At 70.9% G+C, this 12,806-nt stretch carries 12 protein-coding genes; all 12 read right to left on the reverse strand.

The annotated features are described in order from the left end of the window. Nucleotides 1-14 precede the first annotated feature (14 nt). Genes FHT26_RS15030 through FHT26_RS15085 form a run of 12 tightly spaced genes read right to left on the reverse strand, consistent with a single transcriptional unit; the run spans nt 15 to nt 12,706 of the window. Nucleotides 15-1,415 (reverse strand): LTA synthase family protein, encoded by a 1,401-nt coding sequence (locus FHT26_RS15030; protein ID WP_168560915.1) that lies wholly within the window; start codon nt 1,413-1,415, stop codon nt 15-17. Continuing rightward, nucleotides 1,412-3,307 (reverse strand): polysaccharide biosynthesis protein, encoded by a 1,896-nt coding sequence (locus FHT26_RS15035; protein ID WP_168560916.1) that lies wholly within the window; start codon nt 3,305-3,307, stop codon nt 1,412-1,414. The genes FHT26_RS15030 and FHT26_RS15035 overlap by 4 nt, the downstream gene beginning before the upstream one ends. Next, the gene (locus tag FHT26_RS15040) at nt 3,304-3,903 is read right to left on the reverse strand and encodes a sugar transferase (protein ID WP_168560917.1); all 600 of its coding nucleotides are present in this window, start codon (nt 3,901-3,903) and stop codon (nt 3,304-3,306) included. The genes FHT26_RS15035 and FHT26_RS15040 overlap by 4 nt, the downstream gene beginning before the upstream one ends. A 4-nt stretch (nt 3,904-3,907) precedes the next feature. Continuing rightward, complete coding sequence (locus tag FHT26_RS15045) at nt 3,908-5,071, reverse strand: DegT/DnrJ/EryC1/StrS family aminotransferase (protein WP_168560918.1); 1,164 nt, start codon at nt 5,069-5,071, stop codon at nt 3,908-3,910. A gap of 2 nt (nt 5,072-5,073) precedes the next feature. Next, nucleotides 5,074-5,763 carry a class I SAM-dependent methyltransferase gene (locus FHT26_RS15050; RefSeq protein WP_349238154.1) on the reverse strand — a complete coding sequence of 230 codons (690 nt, stop codon included), beginning with the start codon at nt 5,761-5,763 and terminating at the stop codon, nt 5,074-5,076. Beyond that, a complete protein-coding gene (locus FHT26_RS15055; protein WP_168560919.1) occupies nt 5,760-6,986 on the reverse strand; it encodes a glycosyltransferase family 4 protein in 1,227 nt (408 codons plus the stop codon). Before FHT26_RS15055 ends, FHT26_RS15050 begins: the two co-directional genes overlap by 4 nt. Continuing rightward, on the reverse strand, nt 6,983-8,071 hold the full coding sequence (locus tag FHT26_RS15060; RefSeq protein ID WP_168560920.1) for a glycosyltransferase: 1,089 nt from the start codon (nt 8,069-8,071) through the stop codon (nt 6,983-6,985). Before FHT26_RS15060 ends, FHT26_RS15055 begins: the two co-directional genes overlap by 4 nt. Then, nucleotides 8,068-8,670, reverse strand: coding sequence for an acyltransferase (locus tag FHT26_RS15065; protein WP_246867889.1), 603 nt, complete (start codon nt 8,668-8,670; stop codon nt 8,068-8,070). The genes FHT26_RS15060 and FHT26_RS15065 overlap by 4 nt, the downstream gene beginning before the upstream one ends. Next, nucleotides 8,667-9,935 carry a lipopolysaccharide biosynthesis protein gene (locus FHT26_RS15070; protein ID WP_168560921.1) on the reverse strand — a complete coding sequence of 423 codons (1,269 nt, stop codon included), beginning with the start codon at nt 9,933-9,935 and terminating at the stop codon, nt 8,667-8,669. Before FHT26_RS15070 ends, FHT26_RS15065 begins: the two co-directional genes overlap by 4 nt. 4 nt (nt 9,936-9,939) lie before the next feature. After that, on the reverse strand, nt 9,940-11,070 hold the full coding sequence (locus tag FHT26_RS15075) for a DegT/DnrJ/EryC1/StrS family aminotransferase (protein WP_168560922.1): 1,131 nt from the start codon (nt 11,068-11,070) through the stop codon (nt 9,940-9,942). After that, on the reverse strand, nt 11,067-11,651 hold the full coding sequence (locus FHT26_RS15080; protein ID WP_168560923.1) for an acyltransferase: 585 nt from the start codon (nt 11,649-11,651) through the stop codon (nt 11,067-11,069). Before FHT26_RS15080 ends, FHT26_RS15075 begins: the two co-directional genes overlap by 4 nt. Continuing rightward, entirely contained in the window at nt 11,648-12,706 is a 1,059-nt protein-coding gene (locus FHT26_RS15085; RefSeq protein WP_168560924.1) for a Gfo/Idh/MocA family protein, read from the reverse strand. The genes FHT26_RS15080 and FHT26_RS15085 overlap by 4 nt, the downstream gene beginning before the upstream one ends. Between the last annotated feature and the right edge of the window lie 100 nt (nt 12,707-12,806).

The raw sequence follows: 12,806 nt of genomic DNA on the forward strand, positions 1-12,806 counted from the left end.
CGCCGGGCGTTGCCTCAGCGCGGAACCAGTACCACGGCCGGCACGCGGTCGACGATGAACTGATCGCGCAGGGCCGTGCCGACGAACGGCGGCGCATGGTCGCCGACCAGCAGGACCAGCGGTGTGTCGTCCAGGCCCAGCAGCATATCGTGGAGGCTACGCAGCAGCGCGTGTTGGATGGCGATCAGCTGGCAGACATCCCGGCCGGTATGCGCTGCGTCGCAGCGTGCCTGGGCGTCAGGCGACACGCCTGCTTCGATCGGCACCGGCAAGTGGCTGTTGAGTGTCAACAGGTAGACGAACTGCCGGCTGCGCCGAAGTTCGGTGCCAGCGCGTTGCACGAGGTCGGTATCGCAGGCCCCGCGAAAGGCGCCGCCGCAGCGCCGGGCCCCCGACGGTGACAGCTCTTCGCCAAACTCGATCTGCTGCAGGCCGATGCGCGGCCACCAGTCGCGACGATCGAACATGTTGCCCGAGAAGCCGTGCAGCCCGACGCTGTGCCAGCCCTGCGCGGCCAATCTGGCCGGCAGGCAGCGCCCCGCCAGCTCGGGCGTGATACTGCGGTAGTCGCCGGCAAGCCCGCACAGACCACGCAGTTCGCCGGCAACCGTCGCGCCGCGAAACGGCAGCTGGCGCTCGACCACCTCGTAGCGTGCCGACATGCCGGCGTCGACCAGCCCGGCACGCAACCACTCGCGGACACCGGTGTCGCGATGCAGGCCCATCGACTCGACCATCACGAGCAGGATGCTGCGGTTCGGATGCGCTGCGGCCCAGGCGTCGACGTCGACCACGTCGGAGACGGATTCGCCCTTCGGCAGGGTGTCCAGCGGTCCCGGCGGCCGGGCCACGGCAACGGCCCGTGCAACCGTGAGCAACGGACTGGAGGCGACGTTCTCGGCCTCGATACGGGACGCCCGCATCGAGAGGTAGGAGGAGCCGTTCAACACGTCGAGCAGCACGATCGGCAGCGACACGATGAGCGCCGCCCGCCAATCGATGCGCCGGCGCATCAGCCGCCAGCTCATCGCAGCACAGGTGCAGAAGGCCAGCAGCACGGCAGCGTTCTGCCAGCTGACGAATGCCAACAGATCCAGGCGGCCCGCGAAGCGCGTGGCATCCACGAACGACCCGACCGAGCCGAAGAAGTAGATCCGGGAGGCCGAAGTCACCGCGTCGGCGAGCCACGACACGCACAGCACGGCCAAGCCCACGCTGGGACCCAGGCCCGACGCCAGGGCCACCACCACGGAGTCGACACTGAACCAGGCCCGGTCGAGGAAAAAAAAGCGGCCGAGTACCCAGTACGGCAAGTTCGCAACGCACAATAGCGCGGCATAGCGCAAGATCGCCGGCAGCAGCAACTCGCGCAGCCGCGATCGCGGGATCATCAGTACATCAGGTCGAGCGGTCATTGCATCTGGTATTCAGCGACAAACTTGCGCAGCCGTTCCCGCACGGCCGAACTGAGGGGTGCCACCTCGTCGCTGCGCAGCCATTGCAACAAGTCGTCGGCCCACACGCCGTCGGCCTGCGGTTGCAACTTGGCAATGCGCAGGCGAGGGTGCCGCGAGGGAAGCGTCTGGTCGGTGTCGGCCAGCAGTTCCTCGTAAAGCTTCTCGCCCGAGCGCAAGCCGCTGTAGACGATGCTGATCTCGTTCTCGTGGTGGCCCGACAGCCTGATCATGTCGCGCGCCAGGTCGACGATCTTCACCGGTTCGCCCATGTCCAGCACGTAGACTTGGCCGCTGTCGGCCAGCGCGGCGGCCTGCAGCACCAGTCGGCAGGCTTCCGGGATCGTCATGAAGTACCGCGTGATCTCCGGGTGCGTGACCGTGATCGGCCCGCCCTTGGCGATCTGCGCCTTGAACTTTGGGATCACGCTGCCGCTGGAGCCGAGCACGTTGCCGAAGCGCACGGCCGCGAAGCGCGTGCTGAATCCCTGCGTGGCCATGTGCGACAACACCATCTCCGCGGCCCGCTTGCTGGCACCCATCACATTGGTCGGATTGACGGCCTTATCGGTCGAAATCAGCACGAAGCGCTCGGCGCCCGATCGGGCTGCCGCGGTCGCGGCATGCCAGGTGCCGAGTGTGTTGTTCTGCAGCGCAGCCCAGGCGTTGTCGTCTTCCATCAGCGGCACGTGCTTGAAGGCCGCGGCATGGAACACCAGCTGCGGGCGATGCTGTTCGCACGTGGCCTGCAGGTGGGCGAGATTCTTCACGTCGCCCATTAGCCGCACCAGCGGCAGGTGCGGATGCGATTCGGACAGCCCCTGCTCGATCTGGTACAGCGCGAATTCGCTGAGTTCGTACAGCACCAGCTTGGCCGGCCCGTACAGCGCCAGCTGGCGGCACAGCTCGGAACCGATCGAGCCGCCGGCGCCCGTCACCAGCACCACCTTGCCGCTGACCAGGTCCGAGATGCCCGCCTCGTCCAGGCGCACCGGGTCGCGTCCGAGCAGGTCTTCGGGTTCAATGCTGCGCACCCGTTCGATCCGAGCCGCTCCGCTTCGCAGCTCACTGAACGACGGCACCGTGAGCACCGGCAGGCCGCTCGCCGCGGCCAGTTCGATGGCCCGGCGGCGCTGGATCGCACTGGCACCGGGCATCGCCGTGATCACATGGGTCGCCTCGGGGAGGACCGCCAGCCCCGGCAGGTCGTCCAGCGTGCCCAGCACCGGCACGCCGAATATCCGCGCACCCTGCTTGGCGGGATCGTCGTCCAGCAACCCGAGCACCGTCCACCCCTCCTGGTGCAGACCCGCGAGCAGCAGCCTGGCCGCCTCGCCGGCACCGAGCACCACAGCCCGCCGCACTTCGCTGTCGCTGCCGGTGATGCGCGAGCGCACGTGCTCGTACAGCATGCGGTAGCCCAGGCGAGCCATGCACAGTCCGATCAGCGAAATCAGCGGGTGCAGCACCAGCACGGTACGCGGCACCTGCGCCAGCCGCAGCATCAGCACGCAGACGGCGCTCAGCAGTCCCGCCACCGCGCAGGTCAGCAGCAGACGCTTCAGCTCGCCGAAGCCCGAGAAGCGCCACATCGCGTTGGGCACCCTGGCCATCCAGAGCACCGCGAGGTAGGCGCCCGTCACCGCCAGCATCACCCAGTGGTCGTAAACGGGACGCGCCTGCCAGGAGCGCTCGAAGCCCAGGCGAAACAGATAGGCGATGTTCCAGGCGAGGGCGATGACCACGCCGTCGACCAGCATCGTCAGCGGCCGGCGGCGCAGTCGCAACCTGGCCAGCAGCCGATCAAAGCGGTTCCAGAAGCCGGGCGACGTCATGTGAGAGGAAGGCGTCATCGTTGCAGCAGCAGCGTCTTGATCGTCAACAGGATCAGTCGCATGTCGTAGGCCAGTGAGGCGCGATCAGCGTAGTCCGCGGCTAGCCGCAGCTTAGCAGGAAGGATCACCTCGGCATAGGCGCGCTCGGGATCATCGGAGGCAGCCAGCACCTCGGACTCGTTGCGGTAGGCGAGCGAGGCCGCGTCGGTGATTCCCGGCCGCAGGCTGAGCACCTTGGCGCGCAGCGCCGGCGGATACAGCGCGACGTAGCGCGGCACCTCCGGGCGTGGCCCGACCAGGCTCATGCTGCCGGCGAGCACGTCGATCAGTTGGGGCAGCTCGTCGAGCTTGGCTCGGCGCAACAGACGACCGGCGCGCGTGATGCGCGCATCCGCTCCGACGGTCAGCTGCACGCTGGTGTCGGCCGCGGCGTGGCGCATCGTGCGGAACTTGTGGATGCGAAAGCTGCGTCCGAAGCGCCCGACACGCTCCTGCCGGAAGAACACCGGCCCCGGCGAATCGAGCTTGATCCACAGCGCGATCGCCGCGAGCAGCGGCGACAGCAGCAGCAGGCCCAGAGCCGACATCAGCACATCGAAGACCCGCTTGGCCATCGTGTCAGGACAGCACGCCGCGGATCACGTCGGCCACGCGCTGCACATCGCCATCGGTCATCCGCGTGTACAACGGCAGGCTCAGCATCCGCTCGTACGCATGCTGCGACTTCGGGAACTGCGCCGGCTTCAGGTCGTAGCGATCGCGCCAGTACGGCTGCAGGTGCAGCGGGATGTAATGCACGCTGCAGCCGATGCCGGCCGCGAACAGGCGCTCGATCAGCACGTCGCGCGTCACCTTCGCATCATCGGCCAGCCGCAGCACGTACAGGTGCCACGCATGCTGTTCGCCCACGGGCGGCTGCGGCGGCAGGATCACCGGCAGGCCGGCCAGCGCCTCGCCGTACCGCGCCGCGAGCTCGGTGCGCCGCTGCTGGAACGCCCGCGCCCGCTTCAACTGGTGGATCCCCAGCGCCGAAGCGATGTCGGTCAGGTTGTACTTGAACCCCGGCGCGACGATCTCGTAGTACCAGCTCGGCACCTTCGCGGTGAAGCGGTCGAACGCATCGCGGCTCATGCCGTGCAGCCGCATCACCTTGATGCGCTTCGCGAGCTCGGCATCGCGCGTGACGACCATGCCGCCCTCGCCGGTGGTGATGGTCTTGTTGGCGTAGAAGCTGAACACCGTGACGTCGGAATCCAGCGTGCCGACCAGCCGGCCGCCGACGGTCGTCGGCAGCGCATGCGCCGCATCCTCGACCACCTTCAGCCCGTGCCGCTTCGCCAGCGCCAGCAGCGACTGCATGTCGGCCGCGAGCCCGGCGTAGTGCACCGGCACGATGGCCTTGGTGCGCGGCGTGATCGCGGCCTCGACCGCGGCGGCGTCGATGCACAGCGTGGCCGGGTCGATGTCGACCAGCACCACGTCGGCGCCGAGGTAGCGCACCACCTCGGCGGTGGCGGTGAAGGTGTGGGTGGTGGTGATGACCTCGTCGCCCGGGCCGATGCCCAGCGCCTCGAGCGCCAGGTGCAGGCCGGCGGTGGCCGAGTTGACGGCCATCGAGTGCAGGCCCGGGTCGCCGAGGAAGGCGGTGAAATCTTCTTCGAAGCGCTTGGTCTTCGGGCCGGTCGTGACCCACCCGGACTTCAGCGTGTCGACGACTTCGGCGATTTCTTCGTCGCCGATCTCGGGCAGCGCGAAGGGGAGGAACGGCAGGTTGGCAGACATGGTCAGGGCTTGGCAATCCAGGCGAGCACGTGGGTGCGCAGCGCCGGCAAGGTGTTGAAGAGAGTGTAGAGCGCAGGGTGCAGCGGTGCGACCGCGCGCGCGACCGGCGGCGCCAGCGTGACGCGCAGACGATCGACGCGCCCGTGCGGAAACAAGGCCTCCAGCCGGGACAGCGGCACGCCGCGCACATCCGGATTGCGCGGGTTGTCGACGGTGAAGTCGTACCAGAGCACCGCGCCGCCCGGCTTCACCCAGCGCCACATCGCATCCGCCAGCCGCTGCTGGAACCCATCGTCGAGCAGCGACGAGAACACGGTGGCAGCGAACACGATGTCTTGCGACGCCTCGGCGATCGGGGCCTGCAGTGCGTCGCCTGCATGCAGCGCCAGTGCCGCCGGCAGGCAGCGGCGGGCTTGCGCGGCGCGCTCGGGCAGCAGCTCGATGCCGGTCAGGTGGTCGGGCGCGAAGCCCAGCCGCAGCAGCTCCAGCAGGTTGCCGCCGTGCCCGCAGCCGACCTCCAGCAGGCGCAGCGCCGGCAGCTCGCGCACGCCGTGCCGCGCGAACAGCCGGAGCATCGCGCGTTGCCGCTCGTGCACCGTCTGCCACACCTCCGGGCGCATCATGCTGTAGCGGTCGCCCACTTGGCGGCGCGCATAGCGTTCGGCCACCTGGTCGGGCTCGTGGCTGCTCACGGACGTGCCCCCTGCATCGCGTCGGCAAAGCGGCGCGCCAGCACCGGGTAGCTGTGGTGCGCCAGCACGAACGCCCGGCCGCGCTCGCCCATCGCGCGCCGCGCCTCGGGCCCCGCCGCCAGCAGGTCGCGCAGTCCGCGCACCACCTGCGTCGCGTCTTCCGGCGCCACCGTCACGCCGCAGCCGGCCTCGGCCACCGGGTCGTTGCCGGCTTCGACCGAATGCAGCACCGCGCAGCGGGCCATCATGTAGTCCATCAGCTTGTTCGGCGCGATGCCGAAGCGGTAGATCGGCGTGCGCTGCCAGCCGATGTAGGCGATGTCGACCTCGCGCAGCAGCGTCGGGATCTGCGTCTTCGGGATCGGCGCGAACAGCGCCACGCGGCCCAGCCCTTCGGCGGCCACGCGCTGCGCGAGCCGCGCCTTCTCCATGCCATCGCCGACCAGCACGAAGGCCACCGGCTCGTCGCGCACCAGCGCCGCCGCATCGAGCAGCACGTCGAGCGCGTTCGGCAGCCCGTGGGAGCCGGCATAGCCGACCACCGCGCGGCCCTGCGCCTTCTGCGCCGCGATGTGGGCCGCAATGGCGGGGTCGAGCGGCGCCGGCTCGCCGGCCCAGTCGTCCGGCGAGATGCCGTTCGGCACGACGTGCAGCTTGCGCAGGTCGAGCCCGTGCGCGGCCATGTGATCGGCCACCTTCGGCAGCATCGACACCACGACATCGGCATCGCGGTAGGCATCGTCCTCGGCCTTCTGGCACAGCAGCGCGAACGGGTGCCGCGGCGACATGCCCGACAGCTCGATCGGCGACAACGGCCACAGGTCGTGCACCTCGAACACCAGCGTCGCGCGGGCCCGCCGCGCGATGCGGCGCGCCACCCAGATGTCCATCGGGTAGGTGCTGGAGGCGATCACGACATCGGGCCGGAACTCGTCGACCAGCGCCGCGGTGCGGCGCCAGACCCGCGCCAGGAACACCGCGATGTTGCGCACGCGGTCGATCCCGTTGCCGCGGTAGCGCGGCGCGGCGATCCAGTCGTAGTCGATGCCGTCGACCGCCTCGCGCCCCGGCGCCGGCTCGCGGGAGCGCACGTGCGAGACGGTCGCCGCGACGATGCGCACCCGGTGGCCGGCACGCACCCACTCGCGCGCCAGGTAGTAGGGCCGGTACTCCATGCCGAGCGCCGGCGTGCCGGCGTAGTGGTTCAGGTACAGGATGTTCATTGCGCGCCGTTCCCGTGAAACGACAGTTCCTCCAGCCGGCGCACATAGGCCGCGACGCTGTCGTCGAACATCGCATGCGCGGCGACCCAGGCGCGCAGTCCCGCCGCGACCTCGTCGGCACGCTCGGCGAGCGGCCTCAGGCGCTGCGGCATCGGCCGTTCGCCATCGGACAGCACGACGCCATTGCAGCCGTCCTGCACCAGCTCGCGGTTGGCCGGCAGGTCCGACAGCAGCGGGATGCAGCCGTGGGCCATCGCTTCGAGCACCGAAACCGACACCGAATCGCTGACCGGCAGGCTGAGGTACCAGCGCGCGCGGTCGTACCACTGCGCCTGCGTCGCCGCATCGAGCCGGCCGACGAACTGCACCCGCCCGGCCAGGTCGGGCCGGCCGGCACGCTCCTCGAGCGCGGCACGCAGCGACCCGTCGTGGGCGACCACCAGGCGCGCCTCGGGCCAGCCGGCGGCCAGCGACGCAAAGACATCGAGCACGCGCCCGGGCGCATAGACCGGCTCCAGGCCGCGGTTCGCGAAGAACAGCGCCGGCTGCTTGCCCGCTGCGGCCGGCGGCAGCGCTTCGAGCCCGAACGGAAACACCATCACCTCGCCGGCGCCGAGCGCCCGCATGCGCCCGGCCATGTGTGCCGAATCGCTGGTGGCCAGGCTGCAGGCGGCCAGCACGCGCCGGGTCAGCCAGCGCATCGGCGCGCTGCGCACCGGTGCGACCAGGATGTCCGAGCCCCAGGCCGAGCCGGCGATGCGCGCCCGCACGCCGCCCAGCCGCAGCGCCAGCCAGGCCAGCGTGCCGTGCGAGCTCAGGTAATGCGGTGCGAGCCAGTCGGGCCCGATCGCGCGCAGCCAGCGAATGACCCGCGGCAGCTGGCGCAGCAGCCCGATGTTGCCGCCGGCGAAATCCGGCCGCGTGTCCAGCGCCAGCCGGCGAGCTGCCGGCAGCACCGCATCGAAGCCCGCGTCGAAACCGCGGCTCGACACCGCCCACAGCTCGACCCGGCCGTGCAGCGCGCGCGCCCACTTCAGCAGGTGCGGGCTTTCGCCATCGCCGATCAGCACCAGCTTCAGCGTCATCGCGGCGGCACCTCGCCGGCCCAGGCCTCGTACAGCGGCCGCAGCGTCGGGTATTGGTCGAGCAGCCGCGCATCGGCGCGCCGGGTGTCGCCGACGACGCGCGCCGGCCGGCCTTCGAGCACCGCGAAGTCCGGGTACTCGCCACGCACGAAGCTGCCGGCGCAGACCAGCGTGCCGCGGCCGAGTTTCGTGTTGGCCTCGATCAGGCTGTGCGGCCCGATGAACGACCAGGCGCCGATCTCGATCGGCCCGGCGATCCAGCCGGGCCGCGGCTGGGCGGCCGGCCAGTTCGTGTAGCCCTCGCCGAGCAGGCGCTGCGAGCGGTGCGACGCATGCGTCACCAGGCTGCAGTGGCTGGTCAGCTGCACGCCGTCGCCGAGCGTGATGCCGCCGCTGGCCTCGATGAAGTTGAACGGGCCGATGTAGACGTGGTCGCCGAGCACCAGCCGCTCCTCGTGTTCGATGCAGCTGGCCGGCGAGATGCGGGTGTTCGCCAGCATCCGGCCGCCGGAGCGTTCGCCGAACACGATGCGGTAGATCAGCAGCCGGGCCAGGCGCCGCCGCCAGCGGTTCAGCACGGATCGCAGCAGGTTCTTCATCGTGTCGCGGAAGAAGGGGCCGGCAGCGCGGCATCCGCACCGACGGTCGGCATCGGCCAGCGCGCCAGGCACCAGAAATAGACGCCGAAGTAGCCGGCCATCGCCGCCGACACCGCCCAGCCGGCCCCGGCCAGGTCGCCCAGCGCGAGGCCGGCGGCCAGCGCGGCGACGAAGGCCAGCTGCCCCGCGAGCGCGAGCTTCAGCGCCCAGGCCTGGGCCTGCCACGCCATCGTGACGACGGCCAGCGGGCTGGCGACGAAATGCAGGCCGACGTAGAGCGCGAGCGCCCGGGCCAGCACGCCGGCCTCGCGCCAAGCCGGGCCGAACGCGGCCTCGAAGGCCCACGGGCCCGCCACCCACAGCAGCAGCACCAGCGGCGCGGCCAGCAGCGCCAGCAGGCCCATCACGCGGCGCACCGCGCGGCGGGCCTCGGGCGTCGGGCCGGCCGCGGCCAGCTTCGGGTACAGCGCCTGCGACACCGCGCTGCCGACCAGCGTGGCCGGCGCCTTCAGGTAGCGCAGCGCGAGTCCCCAGAAGCCGGCCTCGGCCGGGCCGAGCAGCGCGGCGATCAGCACCAGGCTCAGCGTGTCCTGCAGCGCGCCGGCAAACGCATGCGGCGTGTTCAGCAGCGGAAAGTCGCGGTGGCGGCGCATCACGCCGGCCAGCGCCGGGGCCTGCGGCAGCGCGCCGTGCCATGGCAGCCGCAGCACCGCGGTGGCGACGGCCGCGGCCGCGATCGGCGCGACGATCAGGCCGGTCAACCCAGCACCGGCGAACCCGGCCAGCACCTGGGCCGCCGCGGCGCCGCCGTACTGCAGCACGCGGGCCGCGGCCAGCGCGCGAAACCGCTGTGCCCGCGTCGCCCACAGCGTGGCCAGCGACACCGCGCCGGCCGCCGCCACCGCGAGCGGCAGCCACGCGACCCAGGCCCCGGCACCAGCCAGCGCCCAGCCACCCGCGCCCAGCGCGGCGAGCGCGGTCGTCGCGCCCAGCAGGCGCAGCGCAATGCGGCGCAGCGCGTCGGCCTCGCCATCGTCGGCGGCCATCGGCAGCGCGAATTCATAGCGGCCGCAGGCGACGACGCCGAGGTTGGCGGCGACCGCGGCGAACAGGTGGTAGTGGCCGAACTCGGCCGGCGTGAACAGCCGCGTCAGCAGCGGACCGAGCAGCAGCGGCAGCGCCTGCGCCAGTGCGCCGCCGGCTGCCAGCGTCAGGCTGGCCCGCAGCAGGCCGCGCGTCGGCGAAGGCAGCGGCGCGTCGGCCATGCGGTCAGCGGCGCGCAGCAGCAACGAGCGCGGCGACCACGCGGTCCTGGTCGGCAGCGCTCAGGTCGGCGCTCATCGGCAGGCTGAGGCAGCGCTCGGCGACCCGGTCGGCCTGCGGGCAGCCGTCGGCCGGCGCGTGGGCCGCATAAGCCGCATAGGCCGGCTGGCGGTGCACCGGACGCGGGTAGTGCACCGCGGTCGGGATGCCCTGCGCGGTGAGCGCCGCCTGCACGGCCGGCCGGTCGTCGACGAACACCGTGTACTGGGCATAGACGCTGTTGCGGCCGGGCCGCTGTGCGACCACCGGCAGCCGGCCGGCCAGCAGTTCGTTGTAGCGCGCGCCGATCGCGAGGCGGCGATCGATCTCCCAGTCGAAGCGCTCGAGCTTGGCCAGCACCACCGCGCACTGCAGCGTGTCCATGCGGCCGCCGACGCCGACCCGGGTGTGCGTGTAGCGGGCGCTCTGCCCGTGCACCCGGATCTCGCGGCAGGCCTGCGCGAGGCGGTCGTCGCTGGTGAAGATCGCGCCGCCGTCGCCATAGCAGCCGAGCGGCTTGCTGGGGAAGAAGCTGGTGCAGCCGAAGGTGCTCAGGTTGCAGCTCTTGCGGTTCACGCCGTCCTTGCCACCGTAATCGGCCCCGAAGCTCTGCGCCGCGTCCTCGATCACCGGCAGGCCGTGGCGCTGCGCGATCGCATTGATCTCGTCCATGTCGGCCGCCTGGCCGTACAGGCTCACCGGCATGATCGCGCGGGTGCGCGTCGTGATCTTCGCCTCGATCCGCGAGACGTCGATGTTGCAGGTGTCGGGTTCGATGTCGACGAACACCGGTACGCCGCCGAGCAGCACGATCATCTCGGCGGTGGCGGCGAAGGTGAACGGCGTCGTGACGACCTCGTCGCCCGGCCGCAGGTCGAGCGCCATCAGCGCGATCAGCAGCGCTTCGGTGCCGCTGGCCACCGTGATGCAGTGGCGTGCGCCGGTGTACGCGGCGAGCCGTGCCTCGAGCTCGGCGACCTCGGGGCCCATGATGTACTGGCCGTGGTCGAGCACGCGCTGCATGCGCTCGGCGATCGGCCCCTTCAGCGCGGCGTACTGCGTCTTCAGGTCGACGAAATCGAGCTTGTCGCGGCTCATGCTTGAACTTCCTCTGCAGGTTGGCACACGCCGTTGCGCAGCACGTAGCGCTCGCCGGTGGCGGGGCAGGCGGCCTCGCCATCGCCGGCAAGCGGCAGCGCGAGCCGCTCGCCGTGCCGGCTCATCCAGCCGGCCTGGCGGGCCGGCACGCCGACCATCAGCGCGAAATCCGGCACGTCGCGGTGGACCACCGCGCCGGCGCCGATGAAGGCGTAGCGGCCCACCGTGTGCCCGCAGACGATGGTGCAGTTGGCGCCCAGTGTCGCGCCCCGGCGCACCAGCGTGCGGCGGTATTCGTTCTTGCGCGTGACCGCCGAGCGCGGGTTGTAGACGTTGGTGAAGACCATGCTCGGGCCGCAGAACACGTCGTCTTCGAGCGTCACCGCGTCGTAGACCGACACGTTGTTCTGGATCTTCACGTTGTGGCCGATGCGCACGTCGTTGCCGACGTAGACGCCCTGGCCCAGCGAGCAGCCGTCGCCGATGCGGGCGCCGGCGCAGACATGGGCGAAGTGCCAGACGCGGGTGCCGGCGCCGAGCTGCGCGCCGTCGTCGACGATGGCGGACGGATGGATCATCAAAACACCAGCGGCAGGCCGACCCGCACACCGTCGCGCGCCGAGCGGTAGCCGGCGATCAGCACCTCGAGCGAGCGCAGCCCCTCGTAGCCGTCGACCTCGGCATGCGCCTCGCCGCGCAGCGTGTTGATCACGTTGTCGTAGTACAGCGGGTGGCCGGGGCCGTAGACCGACGTGACGCCATAGCTGGCGTCGGCCACCTTCGCGTCGTCGTCGTGCGGCGTGTCGAACTCCCAGTGCTCGATCTTGTTGACGGCCACGCCGCCGATCCGCACCGTGCCGCGCTCGCCGAGCAGCGTGATGCTGCCTTCGAAGTTCTTGTTGTGCGTCAGCATCGTCACGTTGATCGAGGCCAGCGCGCCGCTGCGCAGCCGCAGGCTCATCACGCCGGTGTCTTCGGCCTCGATGTTGCGCGACAGCGTCGCGGTGTAGGCATGCACGTTGTCGACCGGGCCGACCAGCCAGTCGACCATGTCGACGTAGTGGCTCGCCTGGTTCATGAAGGCGCCGCCGTCCATGTCCCAGCGGCCGCGCCACGGCGCCGCGTCGTAATACGCCTGCGGACGGGTCCAGAACACGTTGACCGTCACCATCGCGAGCTTGCCGAAGCGACCCTGGTCCACCGCGCGCTTGACCAGCTGCAGCGTCGCGTTGAGCCGGTTCTGCTTGACGACGAACAGCTTGACGCCGGCATCGCGGCAGGCGCGCACCATCGCGACGCCCTCGTCCCACTTGGTCGCCATCGGCTTTTCGCTGAGCACGTGGCGGCCGGCCTGCGCGACCTTGATCGCCTGGCGCGGGTGCAGCCCGCTCGGCGTGGCCAGCACCACCAGGTCGGCATCGCTCGCTGCCAGCAGCGCGTCGAGCGACGAGAAGCCCTGCGCACCGGTCAGCGCAACCGCCTTGGCCAGCAGCTCGGGCTGGTTGTCGCAGACCGCCACCCATTCGGCGCGGTCGGCATGCTGCTTCAGCGCGGCGATGTGGTTCTGCGCGATGCGCCCGCAGCCCACCAGCGCCAGGCGCAGCTTGCGGTCACGGATGATGGAGGGTGTCGGCATGGGTCTCGAAGGCAGGGGCCCCGCGGGGCAAACGGGCGATTTTATTCGGCCGGGCGCGCCCCGGCCGGGGAATCCCGGGCCGTCCGCCTAAAATTGCGGC

The organism is Rhizobacter sp. SG703 (assembly GCF_012275445.1).
GTDB lineage: Bacteria > Pseudomonadota > Gammaproteobacteria > Burkholderiales > Burkholderiaceae_C > Rhizobacter.

Bases quoted from the DNA above. Each gene is read 5' to 3' on its own strand.
- FHT26_RS15045 (WP_168560918.1), bottom strand. From the start codon at position 5,071: ATGTCTGCCAACCTGCCGTTCCTCCCCTTCGCGCTGCCCGAGATCGGC.
- FHT26_RS15070 (WP_168560921.1), bottom strand. From the start codon at position 9,935: ATGGCCGACGCGCCGCTGCCTTCGCCGACGCGCGGCCTGCTGCGGGCC.
- FHT26_RS15060 (WP_168560920.1), bottom strand. From the start codon at position 8,071: ATGACGCTGAAGCTGGTGCTGATCGGCGATGGCGAAAGCCCGCACCTG.
- FHT26_RS15040 (WP_168560917.1), bottom strand. From the start codon at position 3,903: ATGGCCAAGCGGGTCTTCGATGTGCTGATGTCGGCTCTGGGCCTGCTG.
- FHT26_RS15065 (WP_246867889.1), bottom strand. From the start codon at position 8,670: ATGAAGAACCTGCTGCGATCCGTGCTGAACCGCTGGCGGCGGCGCCTG.
- FHT26_RS15075 (WP_168560922.1), bottom strand. From the start codon at position 11,070: ATGAGCCGCGACAAGCTCGATTTCGTCGACCTGAAGACGCAGTACGCC.
- FHT26_RS15085 (WP_168560924.1), bottom strand. From the start codon at position 12,706: ATGCCGACACCCTCCATCATCCGTGACCGCAAGCTGCGCCTGGCGCTG.
- FHT26_RS15030 (WP_168560915.1), bottom strand. From the start codon at position 1,415: ATGACCGCTCGACCTGATGTACTGATGATCCCGCGATCGCGGCTGCGC.
- FHT26_RS15035 (WP_168560916.1), bottom strand. From the start codon at position 3,307: ATGACGCCTTCCTCTCACATGACGTCGCCCGGCTTCTGGAACCGCTTT.
- FHT26_RS15055 (WP_168560919.1), bottom strand. From the start codon at position 6,986: ATGAACATCCTGTACCTGAACCACTACGCCGGCACGCCGGCGCTCGGC.